At 43.6% G+C, this 18,023-nt stretch carries 18 protein-coding genes; 10 read left to right on the forward strand and 8 right to left on the reverse strand.

What is annotated here, in order from left to right; genetic code table 11:
- Positions 1-165: 165 nt before the first annotated feature.
- Together PseudUWO310_RS10865 and purB are read left to right on the forward strand one after the other, a co-directional pair.
- Positions 166-450 (forward strand): YggT family protein, encoded by a 285-nt coding sequence (locus PseudUWO310_RS10865; protein WP_142601029.1) that lies wholly within the window; start codon positions 166-168, stop codon positions 448-450.
- Positions 451-823: 373 nt separating this feature from the next.
- Positions 824-2,119: an adenylosuccinate lyase gene (purB, locus tag PseudUWO310_RS10870; RefSeq protein WP_142601031.1), complete on the forward strand. Its 1,296-nt coding sequence runs from the start codon at positions 824-826 to the stop codon at positions 2,117-2,119.
- A gap of 135 nt (positions 2,120-2,254) precedes the next feature.
- Here the strand turns inward: purB and PseudUWO310_RS10875 are convergent, their stop codons facing one another.
- Positions 2,255-3,013, reverse strand: coding sequence for an SIMPL domain-containing protein (locus PseudUWO310_RS10875; protein WP_142601033.1), 759 nt, complete (start codon positions 3,011-3,013; stop codon positions 2,255-2,257).
- A 400-nt stretch (positions 3,014-3,413) separates the two neighbouring features.
- Here PseudUWO310_RS10875 and PseudUWO310_RS10880 point away from each other — a divergent pair, with 400 nt between their 5' ends.
- Positions 3,414-4,949 (forward strand): tetratricopeptide repeat protein, encoded by a 1,536-nt coding sequence (locus tag PseudUWO310_RS10880; RefSeq protein WP_142601036.1) that lies wholly within the window; start codon positions 3,414-3,416, stop codon positions 4,947-4,949.
- A 3-nt stretch (positions 4,950-4,952) separates the two neighbouring features.
- Here PseudUWO310_RS10880 and PseudUWO310_RS10885 read toward each other — a convergent pair whose 3' ends face one another.
- Together PseudUWO310_RS10885 and PseudUWO310_RS10890 are read right to left on the reverse strand one after the other, a co-directional pair.
- Positions 4,953-5,369 carry a PIN domain-containing protein gene (locus PseudUWO310_RS10885; protein WP_142601038.1) on the reverse strand — a complete coding sequence of 139 codons (417 nt, stop codon included), beginning with the start codon at positions 5,367-5,369 and terminating at the stop codon, positions 4,953-4,955.
- Between the two features lie 4 nt (positions 5,370-5,373).
- Positions 5,374-5,595, reverse strand: coding sequence for a hypothetical protein (locus PseudUWO310_RS10890; RefSeq protein ID WP_142601041.1), 222 nt, complete (start codon positions 5,593-5,595; stop codon positions 5,374-5,376).
- 149 nt (positions 5,596-5,744) lie between these two features.
- Between PseudUWO310_RS10890 and PseudUWO310_RS10895 the strand changes: the two genes are divergently transcribed.
- Positions 5,745-6,401 carry a DUF2834 domain-containing protein gene (locus PseudUWO310_RS10895; protein ID WP_142601042.1) on the forward strand — a complete coding sequence of 219 codons (657 nt, stop codon included), beginning with the start codon at positions 5,745-5,747 and terminating at the stop codon, positions 6,399-6,401.
- A gap of 34 nt (positions 6,402-6,435) precedes the next feature.
- On the opposite strand, the gene PseudUWO310_RS10900 is transcribed toward PseudUWO310_RS10895, so the two are convergent.
- Entirely contained in the window at positions 6,436-7,293 is an 858-nt protein-coding gene (locus PseudUWO310_RS10900; protein WP_142601044.1) for a fructosamine kinase family protein, read from the reverse strand.
- A 286-nt stretch (positions 7,294-7,579) separates the two neighbouring features.
- On the opposite strand from PseudUWO310_RS10900, the gene PseudUWO310_RS10905 reads away from it, so the two are divergent.
- Positions 7,580-7,888: a hypothetical protein gene (locus tag PseudUWO310_RS10905; protein ID WP_223805621.1), complete on the forward strand. Its 309-nt coding sequence runs from the start codon at positions 7,580-7,582 to the stop codon at positions 7,886-7,888.
- A 198-nt stretch (positions 7,889-8,086) separates the two neighbouring features.
- On the forward strand, positions 8,087-8,434 hold the full coding sequence (locus PseudUWO310_RS10910) for a LapA family protein (protein ID WP_142601050.1): 348 nt from the start codon (positions 8,087-8,089) through the stop codon (positions 8,432-8,434).
- Positions 8,435-8,630: 196 nt separating this feature from the next.
- Here PseudUWO310_RS10910 and PseudUWO310_RS22890 read toward each other — a convergent pair whose 3' ends face one another.
- Positions 8,631-8,780 (reverse strand): hypothetical protein, encoded by a 150-nt coding sequence (locus PseudUWO310_RS22890; RefSeq protein ID WP_190315984.1) that lies wholly within the window; start codon positions 8,778-8,780, stop codon positions 8,631-8,633.
- Positions 8,781-8,954: 174 nt separating this feature from the next.
- Between PseudUWO310_RS22890 and PseudUWO310_RS10915 the strand changes: the two genes are divergently transcribed.
- A complete protein-coding gene (locus tag PseudUWO310_RS10915; RefSeq protein ID WP_142601053.1) occupies positions 8,955-9,812 on the forward strand; it encodes a segregation/condensation protein A in 858 nt (285 codons plus the stop codon).
- A gap of 68 nt (positions 9,813-9,880) precedes the next feature.
- Positions 9,881-10,315, forward strand: coding sequence for a PPC domain-containing protein (locus PseudUWO310_RS10920; protein ID WP_142601055.1), 435 nt, complete (start codon positions 9,881-9,883; stop codon positions 10,313-10,315).
- A 266-nt stretch (positions 10,316-10,581) separates the two neighbouring features.
- On the opposite strand, the gene PseudUWO310_RS10925 is transcribed toward PseudUWO310_RS10920, so the two are convergent.
- Positions 10,582-12,444 carry a phycobilisome linker polypeptide gene (locus PseudUWO310_RS10925; RefSeq protein ID WP_142601058.1) on the reverse strand — a complete coding sequence of 621 codons (1,863 nt, stop codon included), beginning with the start codon at positions 12,442-12,444 and terminating at the stop codon, positions 10,582-10,584.
- Between the two features lie 385 nt (positions 12,445-12,829).
- The gene (gene cbiE, locus PseudUWO310_RS10930; RefSeq protein WP_142601060.1) at positions 12,830-14,047 is read right to left on the reverse strand and encodes a precorrin-6y C5,15-methyltransferase (decarboxylating) subunit CbiE; all 1,218 of its coding nucleotides are present in this window, start codon (positions 14,045-14,047) and stop codon (positions 12,830-12,832) included.
- 451 nt (positions 14,048-14,498) lie between these two features.
- On the opposite strand from cbiE, the gene PseudUWO310_RS10935 reads away from it, so the two are divergent.
- Positions 14,499-16,856, forward strand: a complete 2,358-nt coding sequence (locus tag PseudUWO310_RS10935; RefSeq protein ID WP_223805620.1) for an ATP-binding protein — start codon at positions 14,499-14,501, stop codon at positions 16,854-16,856.
- A gap of 6 nt (positions 16,857-16,862) precedes the next feature.
- The gene (locus tag PseudUWO310_RS10940; protein WP_142601062.1) at positions 16,863-17,357 is read left to right on the forward strand and encodes a response regulator; all 495 of its coding nucleotides are present in this window, start codon (positions 16,863-16,865) and stop codon (positions 17,355-17,357) included.
- Positions 17,358-17,466: 109 nt separating this feature from the next.
- Here PseudUWO310_RS10940 and PseudUWO310_RS10945 read toward each other — a convergent pair whose 3' ends face one another.
- Positions 17,467-17,781, reverse strand: coding sequence for a fertility inhibition FinO-like protein (locus tag PseudUWO310_RS10945; RefSeq protein WP_142601065.1), 315 nt, complete (start codon positions 17,779-17,781; stop codon positions 17,467-17,469).
- Positions 17,782-18,023 lie beyond the last annotated feature (242 nt).

Below are 18,023 nucleotides of genomic sequence, written 5' to 3' on the forward strand. Positions count from 1 at the left end.
AGCCACTATAAAGCCCTGTCTTTACTCTATGCTAGTTCCCATAAAATGAGAAGAGCGGCGCAAAGCGCCGCTCTTCTCATTTTATGGGAACTAGCAGTGACAGCTATAAAACTGTTAGGATGAAGAACAATATAAAATGTCTAATTTTGAAAACTGGTTATAGTCGTGGACGCGATCGCCATTAGCTCTCTTGCTCTCAATATCTTGCTGGGTTTACTGATCCTGATGTATATATTTCGCATCATCATGACTTGGTATCCCCAGATTCCCCTTAAGCAATTTCCCTACAGCCTGATTACTTTCCCGACTGAGCCATTGTTATTTGTGCTGCGGAAATTAATCCCACCCATCGGCGGCATTGATATTTCCCCTGTAATCGGAGTCGGCATTTTTAGCCTCTTGCGGGAAATGTTATTAGGTCAACAGGGCATTTTGACCATGATGCAATAGGAAATCTCTATCGCAACGTAAGATTTGCCGTAAGCCCTAAAGATGAGTGGCGGCGCTTCGCGCCGCCACTCATCTTTAGGGCTTACGGTTTTGATTTGTCGTCATTAAAAAATAAGGACAAAACCCGCGATTCACTCTGATAATTGATGGCAGTTTTTGCTCTTTTATATTTAATTAAGCCCACTTATACCAATTTACAAAAGTGTTGTCACACTTCCGCGAATTAAAACCCAAACCCAGTAAGTAATACCAAAGCTCAAAATGGCTACGCCATTTTGAGCTTTGGTATTACTTACTTATAAAATTAATAGTTATTCATTGCTTTAGAGATTTGCTATAATTAGAAATTGTGATTATTCCAAGAGCTTAAATCTTGATAGAACGCTATACGTTACCCGAAATGGGTCGATTATGGACAGATCGGCACAAGTACCAAACTTGGTTGCAGGTTGAAGTTGCCGTTTGCGAAGCACAGGCTGAATTAGGATATATTCCTGCTGATGCTGTCGAAGAGATAAAGGCGAAGGCAAACTTCGATGCCGATCGCGTCAATGAAATTGAGTTAACGGTCAAACACGACATGATCGCGTTTTTGACCAATGTAAATGAATATGTAGGTGATGCAGGTCGATATATTCATCTCGGTCTGACTAGTTCCGATGTGTTAGATACGGCTCTAGCCGTGCAATTAGTAGATAGCTTAGAAATCATTCAAGCGCAGCTAGAGGAGGCGATCCAAGCAATTCGCTATCAGGCTCAGCAGCATCGTTATACGATTATGTCGGGTCGGACGCATGGTATTCATGCGGAGCCAATTACCTTTGGATTTAAGCTGGCTGGCTGGTTAGCCGAAATGTTGCGCCATCGCGATCGCCTATTGAACTTAAGTAAAACAATTGCTGTCGGTAAAATTTCGGGCGCTGTTGGTACTTATGCCAATGTTGACCCGCGTATTGAAGCGATCGCTTGTCAAAAATTGGGGCTTCAGCCCGACTGTGCCTCGACGCAGGTAATTTCTCGCGATCGCCATGCCGAGTATTCGCAAGTACTTGCCCTGATCGGTGCATCGATCGAGCGCTTTGCCGTAGAAATTCGTAACTTACAACGTACGGATGTACTAGAAGTAGAAGAACATTTCACCAAGGGACAAAAAGGCTCCTCGGCAATGCCTCACAAGCGTAACCCGATTCGTTCGGAACGCTTAACGGGTATGGCGCGTCTGTTGCGTGGCTATGCGACGACAGCTCTCGAAAATGTGGCTCTATGGCATGAGCGTGATATTTCCCACAGTGCGGCGGAACGGGTGCTACTTCCCGATAGCTGCATCCTTACGCATTTCATGCTGACAGAAATCACCGATCTCGTGAAAAATCTGTTGGTACATACTCACAATATGGAGCGTAACCTCTATTGCTATGGAGGTGTCGTCTTCAGCCAGCAGGTACTTCTCGGACTGGTAACTAAGGGCTTGAGCCGTGAAGATAGCTATGCGATCGTTCAGAAAGCTGCGCACCTTGCATGGAATAAAACCGATGGTGATTTCCGTAAGTTGATCAGCGAAGATGAAACCGTGCAGAAAACTTTCTCTGAAGAAGAGTTAGCGGCTTGCTTCGATCCCAATAAGCATTTGAAGAATCTCGATCAGATTTACCAAAGATTGGGAATTTAGTTTTTGGCTATTGGCTTTTAGCTTTTAGCTATTGGCTTTTAGCTTTTAGCTATTGGCTTTTAGCTATTGGCTTGTTGACAACTTTCTTTTCTATAAGTTGAAGCTAAAAAAGCGGCACAAAGTGCCGCTTTTTTATTACTCAACTGCGAAGGTAATTGCGACTACGGCGCGGATGTCTTTGTCGATGGTGGTGGTGTTGTATGCGCCACTGTTGCTGACTTCGGTGGAATATCGAGCGGTAATTTGGAAGACATCGGTTTCGGCTTTGCGGATTGTGCCGAGGCGACTGCCTGAGACATTGACGATCGCTTCACCTCTCGCTTTAGCATCTTTAGTTGCTTCGGAAATCATGTCTACTCGCAATTTGCCGAGTTCGGTATAGAGATATTCCGCAGGTTCGGAGATAAAGGGCAGACCATCATTGATCAGGTCGGTACTCGATCGCGCGATCGCCGTAATCGCATCGATATCTTTGGAACGAATTTCAAAACGCTGGACGAGGCGATAGGCGATAGTCCGACCTGTTTGTGCGCCATTCCCATTGGTTTCAGGAATGGGTTGGGTATCGATCGCACTCAGGGAGATTGCGTCATTAGGAATATTTTTGCTTTTGAAGTAGGCTTGCACTTTGTCGGAATGGCGCTTAAGTTCTTGGTAGGCGAGGGGCAAGGTGGCTTGCTGACTAGAAACGGAACTTCGCCAAATCACAAAGTCGGAACGAATCGGACGAGTTGAAGAACCGATTACAGTCAGGTTGTCATTTGACCTAAGCGATCGCAGGGCGTTACTGGCGAGATAGGCGCTACCAACTAGGGCGATCGCGAGGGCAAGCATTCCGCTAAATAGTTGTGGGAATTGAAGTTTGGGTGATGGGGCGTTGGACTCTGGCAGCATGGCTTTATGGGGATCGGGGCTAAGTTAGCTGACGCAGATGGTTGGCATTGGTTACGGGATGCAATAAATCGCAATGTTGGGCTATGTCGGTTTTTACTATTTCGTAGACAATTTGCAAATGGCGATCGCTGCTAGGATAAATTTGCTATATAGGGTTAAACTTTAGGCACTATCAGAATTTTGTGAGTGAATGAGACAAAAAGTATGAGCGATCGCATCGAACAATCGCGAGAGTTGGTATGATGTGCATCCTTTGATTGTGGAGCAATTGAAGATTGAGAAGTTGATTTGATCCCCCTCAATCCCCCTTAAAAAGGGGGAGGAAGAATTGATCCCCCTCAATCCCCCTTGTAAAGGCAGGGCTGGGGGGGATCGAAGCCCTTAAATGTAGCAAGAGAAAATGTCTGACTTAATCGTTCTCAATGAAGAAAATGCCAATGTTTACGATCGCTTGGTCGTATCCCTTGAAGCTGGCTTGGGAACTTTGCAGGTTTTGCTGGCGGTATGTGATAACTCGGCAATGCGGCAGGAGATCATCCGACGCTATGAGGATGAGTTAGGAGCGCAGGGAGTGCGGGGCTATCGGTTGGCGTTAAATCCTGATGAGCCGAGTTTGTTGCAGGCTTTGATCGATGGGCAGATTGAGATGAATCAACAGGCGATCGCGACGGTATTGGGAGCCGAGAAGTTAAATTCTTGGGGTACAAATCGCGAAAAGTTAGATAGTTTTCTTGGCTATTTACAATGGACGCGGGAGGCTTTGCGGGGTTATCCTTTGCCGATTGTGTTGTGGTTGCCTTCAGCGGTATTAGTGGAAGTTGCCAAAAAAGCGCCCGATTTTTGGAGTTGGCGTAGTGGTGGGACGTTTAAGTTTGGCTTTGCGAAGTTGGATTTGCCAATTAATGATTCTGACAAAGATCCGATATTCAAGCCAATCGATAATCCTCAAAAATCAAGTTCGGTTCTTTCGATTAAACAATTAGAAGCTTCTCTAGCAGAAGCATTAGCAATTTGGGGGGAGGATAGCGCAAATATTGAACCAATTTATGCTCAATTAGGAAGAGATTATGCTGAACGAGTATGGAAAGGTGAAACGGAAAACTTAAAGCATGAGATTGAGTTGGCGGAAACCTATCTTAATAAGGCTTTAGAATTACAAAAAAGATTTAATCGCAAATCTGACTTAGCTTATGCTCTCAGCAATTTGGGCTATATGTATAGATTCTTAGGCTATTGGGACAAATCGGAATCTCTTTATAAAGAATCTTTGCAATTGAGAACTGAATTAGGCGATCGCGCGGGTATGGCTGAAATTTGGGGAGTATTGGGAGACATCGAGCGCAAGCGTGGCAACTGGGATGCGGCGGAATCTCTCTTCAGGCAATCTTTGCAATTGCGTACGGAATTAGGCGATCGCGCGGGTATGGCAAGTTCTTGGGGAGTATTGGGAGACATCGAGCGCAATCGTGGCAACTGGGATGCGGCGGAATCTCTCTACAGGCAATGTTTAGCAGTTAAACAAGAATTAGGCGATCGCGCGGGTATGGCAACTTCTTGGGGAGTATTGGGAGACATCGAGCGCAATCGTGGCAACTGGGATGCGGCGGAATCTCTCTATCGGCAATCTTTACAATTAAGAACTGAATTAGGCGATCGCGCGGGTATAGCAACTTCTTGGGGACAATTGGGAGACATCGAGCGCAATCGTGGCAACTGGGATGCAGCGAAATCTCTCTATCGGCAATCTTTGCAATTAAGAACTGAATTAGGCGGTTTATATCTTATAGCCGAAGGAAATTTTGATTTTGCCCTGCTTGAAAAACAACGTGGCAATCTCCCCCTTGCTCAGCAATATTACGACAAAGCCAAAACCATCTATCAACAACTCGGCGCAATCAAAGACCTAGAGCGCATCGAAAAGGAATGGCAAAACTGAATTCTATTGACCTAACTGGTTTACCAATTCTTCTGGTGACATTACCAATATTGGAGAACCGATAAAACCTGCAACATCACGAGTAACGATCGCATCTAATCTTGCTTCCATCGCCGCTGCAACCTGAACAGCATCCTCAAAATCAGTCAAATTTAGATCGATAGCCTGTTGAATAACTCCACGATCAACTAAACAAACTTCCATCAAAATCAATAATTTAGAAATCGTCGCGCTCGCTGTTTCAGCATTTTTAGTATGACGCTTGACCAAATAATAAATGTCTGTGATGGTAGTTGCTGAAATAAATCCTTGAATCTTAGCTATTTCCACAGCCTCTAGTAGATAAGCAGCATTTTCGGCAAAGGGAACACGAACTAGAAGAGCATCTAATAAAACATTCGTATCAAATAAGACCTTCATAAAGCTACTTCTGCAACAACCTTGTTTCTAAAATAGCTTTAACTTCTTCATCCGTAGGAGCAGGTGCATCAGTCTTAGCAATACCTACTAAACTCGCAGCAATACCGCGATTTTTGATAGCTAATGGGGGTTTTGTTCTTAGCGATTTCATTAATATATCGATCAACTCCCAACGCTCATCTTCAGTTAAATCTAGAACTTGTTCGCGAATCTTTTGGATAGTCATAGCTGTCTAGGGCATAGGATCAACTTATATGAAATTATACCAAAGTCTCTAATTTGATTTTGCACTAAATAAACTGACCAAGATGATCGCTACTTATCACCAAAACTCCTTCTAGGTTTTAATAGGACTAGTAAGCGACTATTTGATTTATGCCTAATAAACTTGGATTTTGGTTGATTTGGATTTTATTTTCGGTCTATGCCTTCATCTTTGCGCCACCCGATCGCCCCGACACCTTGCAACTAATTCAAAAATTGAGTACGGGAGACTGGCAAGGCACAAATGCCTTGATCGTTGCCCTCTTTAACCTCATGGGCATATTTCCCTTCATCTATGCCTGTATGCTAGCCAGCGACGGACGCGGACAAAAAGTACCCGCTTGGCTATTTGCTAGCCTCTCATTTTTGGCAGGAGCCTTTACCCTACTTCCCTACTTCGCCCTGCGCGAACCAAATCCCACCTTTATCGGCAAAAAGACTCGACTGATTTCCGCCTTAGAGTCACGCTGGACAGGGATTGGGCTGACCGCGATCGCAAGTTACTTTTTGTTCTATGGATTCGCCAATGGCAACTGGGCAGATTTTGTTCAGCAATGGCAAACTAGCCGATTTATCCATGTCATGACTTTAGATTTCTGTATGTTGTCACTACTATTTCCTTGGTTGCTTAGCGATGACATGGAAAGACGCGGCATGAGTAGCGATCGCTTTTTTACATTCATTGCCCTCGTTCCCCTAGTCGGCGCATTGATTTACCTCTGTTTGCGATCGCCTTTAATCGAAAGCGAACAAGAAGCAAACGCTTAAAATACCCATAAGAAAGAGCGCAAAGCGCTCCTTCTTATGGGCAGATACTCTCAATCATCCGACTAGCTTGGGAACCGTAGCCGCCACCAAAGAGATTGAAATGATTGAGAATGTGATAGAGATTGTAGAGATTTTTGCGCTCTCTGTAGCCCGCATCAAGGGGATAAGCCCCATTGTAGGCGCGATAAAACTGAGCAGGGAATCCACCAAATAATTCGGTCATAGCAAGATCAACTTCGCGATCGCCAAAATAGAGCGCAGGGTCAAAAATCACAGGCTCACCATTGACAAAGGCAGCATTTCCACCCCAGAGATCGCCATGCACCATTGCGGGTTGTGGCTGATAATTTCGAAAAAATTTAGGGATAGCCTCATAGATTTTTTCTTCGGGTACGGCGCACCGCCAACCTTTACGCTTTGCCAAACGAATTTGAAAAGCGAGCCGATATTCCCGCCAAAAATCAATCCAATCGTTCGTCCAGTTGTTAATCTGCGGCGTAGCACCGATGGTATTATTGCGATCCCACCCAAACCCGCGATCGCTAGTTACTCGATGCATTGCCGCTAGATTTCGACCCATTGCTTCCCAATCTTGATTACCGCCCAATTCAAGATTTTCCATCACTAAATAAGCAGTTTCCCCCACAGTTCCCCAGCAAATGGGCTGCGGTACACGCATCGTCTTAGTTCCATGCATTTGCTTTAAAGCGATCGCCTCGGCAACAAACATATCTAAACAATTTGCAATATTCGTTTTTACAAAAAATTGCCGTTTGCCATCGGATAGCATATTCGCTTGGTTAATGCATCCGCCCGACTTTGCCTGACAGCGATCGACATTAAATTTTTCACCTGTTGCTTGCGAAATAGTGATCGCAATTTCTTCCCACATAATTTTTATCCAAAATTTGGTGATGTTATAGCTACTGTCAACTTTATCAGGACATAAAGCCGCAAAGAGGGTTGCCGCGCTCCGCGCAGCAACCCTCTTTGCGGCTTTAATTTTGTTCTAACAAGGGTGGCGGTAGCTATAATCCCCAAGATAGCGATCGTGCTTTGAAATTCTCAATAAAACGTAACCCAAAACCTCAAGGAAGGTTCGTATACTGTGAATTAATAACTTGAAATTTTTTATTTAATAAAACTTTAAAAACTAGCTTGACTGGTGAAATTATATGATGAACGATATTGGTAAATACCGCTTTGTTTGTACCCTTACCCTTAGCGATATTTTGGGTCAAGTAATTGTTTGGCTGGGAGTTATTTTTGTGGCTCTAGCTTCGGCTTTGTCCCTAATGAGCAAACCAGTTTATTCCTTCGGCGCAGTTGGCTTAATTGTCGTAACATCGCTACCATTTTTGCTGTTTACCTTTGTTACAACCCTATTTAATCATATTGATATCGTGCCTTTGACCGAAGAAGAAATCAAGCACAATCATGCCAAAATATCTGGCGTTCGCAAAACCGCCGCAAAAGCTTCTGTTTAGAAACTTAACTGTAAAAGTACTGTAAAAGTACTGTAAAAGTACGGGCTAAGTACCTCAGTATAATTAAAACCCCAAGCCCTATAGCACACGCTGTGCGTGTGCTATAGGGCTTGGGGTTTTATATTTAATTGTTGTAGACATTATCAGCGTTGTCTGATAAACCATTAGCTAAGAGTATAGAATTGAGGTGTAATTCTCGTGCGTCAAATCAATTTCGTTGTCTTTTTTAGCGTTGCCCTTGCCTTAGTATTATTTGCTTTAGAAAATACTTCGCCAGCATCCATTCAAATTATTCCCCAGCTTAAAGTTGCCGCACCGATCTCTGTCGAACTAATTTTAGCCATGGGATTAGGCGCAGTACTAGCTTGGATCTTTAGTGTTTGGTCGGGATTGCAAAAATCAATTGAAATGCGTAATAAAAATGTGCAGATTCAGAATTTGCAAGAAACCGTACAGAATTTGAGCGTCGAGATTGAAGAGCGCAAGCGGTTAGTTTCCGCCTCAGCGATCGATGTGGAAATTGATGAAGATAAATCTAAAAATTAATTTTTAAAAATCAACTTTTAAAAGTTAATTTTTAAGGTACAAGTACCTCAGCATAATCAAAATCCAGATTTAAGACCTGCGACGCACGCGCAGCGTGCGTCGCAGGTCTTAGGGTTTTATAGGTGGCTTCGACTTCGCTCAGCCAATGTTATACCAACTCCCAAAATGGCAACGCCATTTTGGGAATCTCAAAACCTTACTGGATTTGTTTTTTAATTAACGAAAGTGTGACAACACTTTCGTTAATTGGTATAGCTACAGTCACTTGAATGAGGACATAAACTCCAAGAATTGACTGGCGGCGCTTCGCGCCGCCAGTCAATTCTTGGAGTTTATGTCCTAGCACATTTGGCGATAGCTATAAAACCTAGAAGAGCGTACCGCCCGCGTAGCAGGCGGTACGCTCTCTGGTTTTAGTTTTTAATTATACCTAGCTACTTAGAAGACATAAAAAGCTAAAGAGATTTGTTATTTCATCGCAATCGATGATATTTTTAAGCATCCGCTTCTCGTAAGCTCCATGACTCTATCGATCGCCGAATCAGTTACCAAAGATGCCATTGCCCTACTCATCGACCTTGCAGAACGAGGCGAGATCGATCCTTGGGACGTACAGGTGATCGATGTGGTCGATCGCTTTCTGTCACGGTTAATTGTGAGCGATCGCCGCGATTTGTACGACTCAGGACAGGCGATGCTTTATGCATCAATGCTGGTTTTACTCAAGGCAAACTCCCTATCGGACAGTCAAGCTGCCTACGATCAAGAAACCGATGATGACCCAGATCTGGATAATTTAGATTCTGAGGTTGTTTCTGACTCGATGCGGCTGCCAATGGATTTTGATAAACGCTTGCGCCGTTTGCCCGTAGCTTTGCCTCCCAAAGCGAGGCGGATCACCCTAGAGGAACTGATCGCACAGATCGAATCGATCGCTGAGATCGTAGATCGCAAAACTAGCAAGCCTGCTAAACGCCAAATGCAAGGTAAGGTGGCAAGACGTGCCGCCATGAAAGCGATCGCCCAGCTCGCTCACAAGGAAAATTTGTCGGAGATGGTTACGGAAATCGAGCATTATTTTTTGCTCCATCCCGATGAAGAGATTGAGATATCCGATCTCGCTGAAGTATTTAATGATCGCGTGGGGGTATTTTGGGGGTTATTGCTCATGTCTTCTCAGTCAAAGGTTGAGCTATTCCAGACAGAATTTTATGGCAAGATTCAGATCGTGCCCACAATTAAAGCCCCAACGGCTAAAGTCCCAACGGCTAAAGCCCCAACCAGTAAAGAAATAGCATTTACTAATGGTTCGTCTAATTCCACAGTAGAATCTACTCAGTTACAATTAACATTCTCTGAATTAAAAGAAGTTTCGTGAAGCAGCTTAAATTATTTGACAGTCATAATTCTCTAGTAAAATCAGTTCGGAGATATGTGTTTTCCCCTATGATCATCTCTGGATTAGGCGCGATCGCAATTTCAGCAGTCAATTTTATTCCCCAGTCATTAGCGCAAATCCCGATATCGTCTTACAAACCGATCTCTATTAATAGTGGTGCTGAAATCAATGACATCCTAACTGAAAAAGATATTCCCACAGGTCAAAAAGGATTTGCCCGCGATTACCTGATTGATGTTCAGAAGGATGAGCGGCTAGAAATTAATGTGGAATCGCAAGCCTTTGACACTGTATTAAGCCTGTTGGATAGCAAGGGTGATGTAATTACGGAAAATGATGATGTGGCAAGCGATACTACCAACTCATCGATCTTTTTTAAAGTCCGTCAATCGGGGAAATACACCATTCGCGTTTCATCTTTTGGTGGTAGTAGTGGTGGTAAATTCACCCTCAAGGTAACTAAACTCCGCGCGATCGAGTAATACCAATTCCCAAAAGTGTGGCTACACTTTTGGGAATTAAAAACCAAAACCAGTAAGCGTTTTAAAATTACAAAATGGCGTAGCCATTTTGTAATTTTGTATAACTGTTTGCTGAGCGGAGTCGAAGCCACAGGTATTTTATAGCTGTCGCCAGTTTTGTTAGGACAAAATCAAAACCCCAAAGATAGTTGCGGCGCGGAGCGCCGCAACTATCTTTGGTTTATGTCCTGATACAGTTGGCGGCAGCTATAATTAGTAGCAAATCCCTAACCTTTGGGTTTCTGCGATCGCGGAACTTGGGGATCGCCTTTGGGCTTATTAAAACCACTACCTGCTTTACTGGAGGTCTTAGACTTTTTCGATTTTGGTAATGGGGCTGCTGCTTCCAATGGTTTGACAGATTCAACTTCTGAAACTGTTACAGTTTCTTTAACATCATTCTCAATAGTTGTTTCAATAGTTGTTTCAATGGCTGTTTCAATGGCTGTTTTTAGTGCATTTTCTAAAATCCCCTCAACAGGAAGTTCACTAGGGGCTTCGGGAAGGTGATGGGTCGCTTGTTCGGTAACAGTAGCTTCGGCAATTGGCTCGACAACTGGTTCGGCAATTGGTTCTAAAATAGTCGGTTCTGTGATTTCAGCAATCGGTTCGACAACTGGTTCAGCAATTGGTTCTAAAATAGTCGGTTCTGTAATTTCAGCAATTGGTTCAGCAATCGGCTCTAACACAGGTTCGACAATTGGTTCTGTAATTTCAGTAATCGGTTCGACAATTGGCTCTAAAACAGGTTCTGCAATTTCTGCAATTTCTGCAATCGGCTCTAATACAGGCTCGGCAATTTCTGTAATTTCCGCAATCGGCTCTAATACAGGCTCGACAACTGGTTCTATAACTTCTGCAATTTCTGCAATTGGTTCCGCGATCGGCTCTAAAATAGGCTCGATAATTGGTTCTATAACTTCTGCAATTGGCTCGATATCAGCAATTGGTTCGACAACTGGTTCGGCGATCGGTTCTATAATTGGTTCGATCGCTGGTTCTGATATGTTTACAGATGTTGCCGCGATCGCAATTTCCGCGATCGCTTCAGGCTCGCTCCCTTGAGTAAGGGCTCCTTGTTTACTAAACCCACGACCAGTTTTGCTGGAAGCCCTTGACTTTTTGGGTTTAGCTTGCGCGATCGGCTCCTGTTTATTAAAGCCATTACTCGTTTTGCTGGAAGCTCGTGATTTTTTGGGTTTAGAGTCTAAATTTGTAGGTGAATTTGCAGGCGAATCTACGGGTAAATCTTCTTTCTCTGCAATAGATACTGCTGCTTCTGAGATGATTTCAGCTTTAATTTCAAGATTGCTTTCAGAAACTACTTCAGGGATGCTTTTAGAAATTACTTCTGGGATACTTTCAGAAATTACTTCGGGAACAACGTCGGCAATACTTTCAGAAAGTCTTTCGGGAACAATGTCGGGAATACTTTCAGAAATCGTTTCGGAGACAGCTTCAGCAATGACTTCAGGAGTAACGGCTTCAAGAGCAATGACTTCAAGGTTATCTTCTCCAATTGGTTCAGGAGATTGTTGAGAAATTGGTTCGGTAAATTCTTCAGAAGATTGTTGAGAAACTGGTTCGGTAAATTCTTCGAGTTTAACGGCAAAATCTTCAGCAACTTCCTCAATAGGCGCGATTTCTTCATTAATCTCTTTATCGCTTTCTGGGGAGAGTTCTAGAGGGATTTCTGATGGTTCTTCGGTGAGAACTTCTATGGGAACGTCTAGAGCTTCTATCGTAGCTTCTATCGTTTGTTCAGTTTGTTCGTTTTGTTCAGTTTGTTCTTCGATCGCAATCGCAGGAGTGGAAGGACTGAATGGCGCAACTTCAACCCCAGATATAGGATCGGTCGTTAGAGGATTGAGTTGCAGTCTTGGAATAGATATTTTGATAATTTTGCCACCAGACCGATGGATTGCTTGCAATCTCTGGGAAAGGGAACTATACGGAACTGTTACCTTATACGCAGCAGCACCTCTTGCCATTCTGTTGGAATGATTGCCGCCAGCAAACTCAATTGTTACTCGCTGATATTCGTCAACGCTTAGGTTAGGGTTGGCAGAATTAATATCTAAACTTTTCATATCAAAATCATCCTAGCGATCGCGATCGGGCGATCGCATTTCAAAACTTTTTAAATAATCTGTATAAGTATTCCGTAAAAATGACGCTGAAAATCAATTTTTTTACATCTCAAATATTACAAAAGATTGCTTGGTAATCTTTTGTAATATTAAAACCCAAAATATTGTTTCTGCGCGGAGCACAGCAACAATATTTTGGGTTTTATACCAAATCACAAAATGGCTACGCCATTTTGTGATTTGGTATTACAGCACTTTGCGCTCAAATCCAAACCAAGAAACTTTTTGAAAGTGTTGCAAAGCAACACTTTCAAAAAGTTTCTTGCGGTTCTTTTGATCGAAAATAGCTATCAAGCCTTAGCTTTGGGGGCGATCGCCCCCAAACCTAAGGCTTGATGACTTTCCACTGCGTTACGGGTCTCATCGGCTTCCAGCCCCTAAACGTTCCAATCGCCTCGGCACGACCGATGGAAATTTGGGTAAGCGTCCCGCCATATTGTTGCTGCCATTGAAATAATTTCTGTTCGCCTTCAAGGGTGACAACATTAGCCACAATGCGCCCCTGAGATGGCAAACTTGCCCAACAAGTCTCTAACAGATCGGGGACAGTTGCGCCACCACCGATAAAGATGGCATCTGGGGTCGGTAGCCCTTGCAAAATTTCGGGGGCTTTGCCTTCGATGATTTTTAGGTGAGGTGTACCGAGAGCGATCGCATTTTCCGCAATAAAATGGGTACGCAATTTTTCGATAGCGATCGCCTGACAGCGGGGATGGCTCCGCATCCATTCAATCCCAATCGAACCACAACCAGCTCCCACATCCCACAGCATCTCGCCTGCATTGGGAGCAAGGGCTGATAGCGTGATGGCGCGAACTTCGCGTTTGGTTAACTGCCCGTCATGGAGATAGGCTTCATCGGGAAGTCCGACCATCCGCGATAAAATTCTTGCTTCAGTCTGGGGAATGCATTCCACAGCGATCGCATTTAGATCGGCGAATTCGGGAAAATCCTGATATTGATGGGCAAAAGTCGCAATAATCCGCTCCTTCGTTCCGTTAAGATGTTCAAGAATAGTAATCTTGCTATTGCTGAAGTAGCGATCGCATAAAATCTTGGCGACAAGCTGGGGCGTTTCTTTGCCTGCGCTGAGAATGAGAAGTTTAGCGTTCGGATAGATATAGGGCTGTAAAAGTGAGGCAGGACGACCGCAGAGGCTCAAGGTTTCTACTTCATGCAATGACCATCCCAATCGGGCACAAATCAAGCTAAAAGTGGAAGTTGATGGAATGACGGCAACTTCTTCTATGGGAATTCTTTTTAATAAAGTCGTCCCAATACCAAACCAAAGGGGATCGCCACTGGCTAAGACGCATACGGATTTACCGCGTAAATTCATAATTTGCTGAATGCTTGTCTCAATTGGCGTTGACCAAACAAGGCGCGATCGTCGATCCTCTGGCAATTCTGGTAGCATTTTTAAATGGCGATCGCCACCTACCAAAATTTCGGCGTGATCGATTAGCGATCGGGCTGAGGTACTTAATCCTGACAAACCATCTTCACCGATGCCAATTACGTTAAGCCAATGTTTAAAGGTCATTTTTTAAAATTTGTAGTAAGGGACTTGCTATTAAGTAGCTAGGCATAAGTAATACCAATTCCCAAAATGGCAACGCCATTTTGGGAATCTCAAAACCTTACTGGGTTTGGTGTTTAATTCGCAAAAGTGTTGTCACACTTTCGTGAATTGGTATAAATTTAAAACCCAGAAGAGCATACCACCCGCGCAGTGGGCGGTATGCTCTCTGGTTTTGGTTTTTAATTATGCCTAGCTACTTAATTAAAATACCTATGGCTTGGACTCCGCTCAGCTAACTTTGGCTGAGCGGAGTCGAAGTAAAGCCCAAATATGGATGGCGGCGCTTCGCACCGCCATCCATATTTGGGCTTTTGAGCGGTAAGAGCTATAATTAGCAAAGGGAAGTGGGGGGGCAAAATCTAAAATATGAAAATATTCAAACCTAATCAGACAGTTTAGATATCACCAGTCAATGAGTTTACCTGCGATGCAACCCACCCAAAATAATATCTATAGTTCTGTTAATTATAATGCCATCAGTGAAATAGAAGCCGTTGACTTAACTAATTGCGATCGCGAACCCATCCATATACCGCAATCGATTCAGCCTCACGGATTACTGGTGGTACTCACAGAACCCGATTTCAAAATCGCTCAGGTCAGCGCAAATAGCCTTGAGATTGTGGGAATAGCAGCCGAAGATCTCCTCGATTGCCCATTGGCTGATTTTATTAGTAGCGATCGCCTTGAAGACATTAGTAAATGCTTAGACCGCAGTTTCGAGCATATTAATCCCTTAGCCATTAGCTTTGCTACTGCGGAAGATGCGACACGAAATTTTAATGGAATCGTGCATCGTGCCATCAGTGGCGAAATCATCCTCGAACTAGAACCGATCACTAATAGTACCGATCGGGAATTTTTTCATTTTTATCATCAAATTAAGAAAACCCTTACTAAAATTCAAGCGGCTCAAAATTTAGGAGAATTGTGCGATCTGATCGTGCGCGAAATTCGAGACATCACAGGCTGCGATCGCGTAATGATCTATCGCTTTAATGAGAGTGGTGACGGTAATATCATTGCCGAAGTTAAACAACCCGATCAAGAATCATTTCTTGGGCTACGCTATCCCGACTCCGATATCCCCAAACAAGCTAAGGAACTCTATAAACTGAACTGGCTACGATTAATTCCCAATATGGATTACCGTCCCAGTCCATTAATCCCTAGTTCGCAAATCAAGGAAATAGCGGCGCATCCTCTTGATATGAGCCATTGTTGCCTGCGATCGGTATCGCCCATTCACATTGAATATCTCAAAAATATGGGCGTAGCAGCATCCCTCACTATTTCTTTAATTCAGAAGCAAAATCTCTGGGGTTTAATCGCCTGTCACCATAACAATCCAATATTTATTCCTTACGAAATTCGTACGGTTTGTGAGTTTTTAGGACAGCTCATGTCTACCGAATTAGCCAATAAAGAAGCCAACGAAAACCTCGATTACAAGCTTCAACTCAAAAACATTCAAAGTCAATTTGTAGAACGACTGAGCAAAGCTAATAATTTTGTACAGGAACTAATTGCGGAACCTGAGACCCTATTAAATCTCGTCGGGGCTCAGGGAGCGGCGGTATGTGAAGGCGACGATATCACCATGATTGGTCAAACGCCACAACTAGATTGGCTAAAATCGCTATTGTCTTGGTTGCCCAAGCAGTTCAAACAGGATATTTTTGTCACTGACAATCTTCCCTCTCTGTATCCAAGTGCGGATGATTGCCAAGCTGTAGCTGCGGGGCTGCTAGCTATGGCAATCTCCAAGATTCAGCATCGCTACGTATTATGGTTTCGTCCTGAACTCCCACAAACGGTTACTTGGGCGGGAAACCCTGACAAACCCAAGCGTCTAGAGTCCGATGGGACGATGACGATCTTTCCGCGTAAGTCGTTTGAAGCATGGCAAGAAATAGTAACGGGGCGATCGCAACCTTGGTTGGACTGCGAAATAGCAGGAGCGATCGAACTTCGACAGGCGATCGTGGACATTGCGATTCGCCAAGCAGAAGATCTCGCCCATATTAATCTAGAACTGGAACGCAGCAATAGCGAACTTGATGCCTTTGCCTATATTGCTTCCCATGACTTAAAGGAACCTTTGCGCGGCATTCATAACTATGCAACTTTTTTATTAGAGGACTACGGTTCAATCCTGCAAGATGATGGTGCTGACAAGCTCAATACCCTAGTGAGACTCACAAAACGGATGGAGGCTTTGATTGACTCTTTGTTGAAGTTCTCTCGATTGGGACGACAGGAATTACAAATGTCACCGATCGCTCTTGATCCGCTGTTAGGTAATGTGAGCGAGTTATTGGCGATGAATCCTCAATGGCAAAACTGCGAAATTCGCAAAATCCGATCGCTACCAACGGTATTAGGAGATCGGATTTTGCTCGAAGAGATCTTTACCAATCTCATTTCCAATGCATTTAAATACAACGACCAGCCTCGGAAATGGGTGGAAATTGACTGGCAGATCGTCCCTAAGCCAGAACATAGTGAGGAAAATCAGGAGCCAACCCCAAGATTTGTGACGATTTTGATTCGCGATAATGGCATTGGTATTCGTGATAAGCATCTTGAAACAGTATTTCGCATATTTAAGCGTTTGCATGCCCCTAGCAAATATGGAGGTGGTACTGGTGCAGGGTTAACTATTGTCAAAAAAATTATCGAACGTCATGGAGGAACGATTAAAGTACAGTCTATCTACGGACAAGGAACTACGTTTTTATTTACCTTACCAATTCAAGAATCCCTATAATTATCCATGCAAAGGCTATTAAACTCTCCTTGGGAAGATGTCATCCATCCCGTAATTGCGATCATCGAAGACAGTGACGAGGATTTCTACAGTTTTTTGCGTGCTACTCAAAAATTACATTTGCTAGAGCGATCGCTGTATAATATCGTGCGATTTCAGGATGGAGATGAAGCCCTTGATTATCTATTCCGTCAAGGTGATTACCAAGGACTGCAAGCCCCTCTGCCCGTTGCCATTTTGCTCGATCTCAATCTCCCCAATACCGACGGCAGAGAAGTCATCCATCGGGTTAAGCAATCAAGTCATTTGCAACCAATTCCAATTATTGTGCTGACTACTTCTAATAGTTACCAAGATATTCAAACCTGTTATCGCTATGGGGCTAACTGTTATATGCTTAAACCCCTAGGTGTTAGTGAAATGCAACAGACTGTGCAGGTTATTTTTCAACATTGGTTTCAGGTTACGCTCTTACCTAGCTACGGACAATTTTCAGCCTAACTTTATAGCAACGGTTTGCAACCCCAAAGATGAGTGGCAGCGCTTTGCGCTGCCACTCATCTTCTTTTTTATGTAAGAAATGGCTACGCCATTTCTTAAGTTGGGGTAATTAGGTTGCGATCGCTTCAGCTTCTTGAGGTTTGGTTTCCTTGGGCTTTTTCTCGAAAACCTGCACGCTTGGCTCGGCAAGAACGAATCCCCTTTCGGTCATTTCACCAAACTTGCCACCGATCGCTGCTACCCAATGGGGAAAGTTCGCTTGGGCATCTTCCAATTTCTTGAATACTTTAGGTTTAACATGCACATGAAAAATCCGTCCATCGCAGTCTAAACTGAAAGATTTCCAACCGTTCTTATCAGTTTTTACATCGACAGGAAGCTCGTTGATCTTAATCGTTAGTTCCAGTTTTCCTTGGATAGCCATATTATCCCTATGCTAGCTGTAGTATTGTTTAGAATCGCAATTTGGAATTATGACATATTTTTATTCAAATTGACTCTAAGTAATACCAATCCACAAAAGTGTTGTCACACTTTTGTGGCACTGGTCAGTTAAATCGTGAGGGAGTGAAAGCCCCGTAGTGAAAGCAACTCCAGCATGGAAAGCGGTCGATGATATAGCCCGATCACCATAGCAGGAGTCTTGTTCTTCCCTAAGCTCACATG

Origin of the sequence: Pseudanabaena sp. UWO310 (assembly GCF_006861605.1) — a bacterium.
GTDB lineage: Bacteria > Cyanobacteriota > Cyanobacteriia > Pseudanabaenales > Pseudanabaenaceae > Pseudanabaena.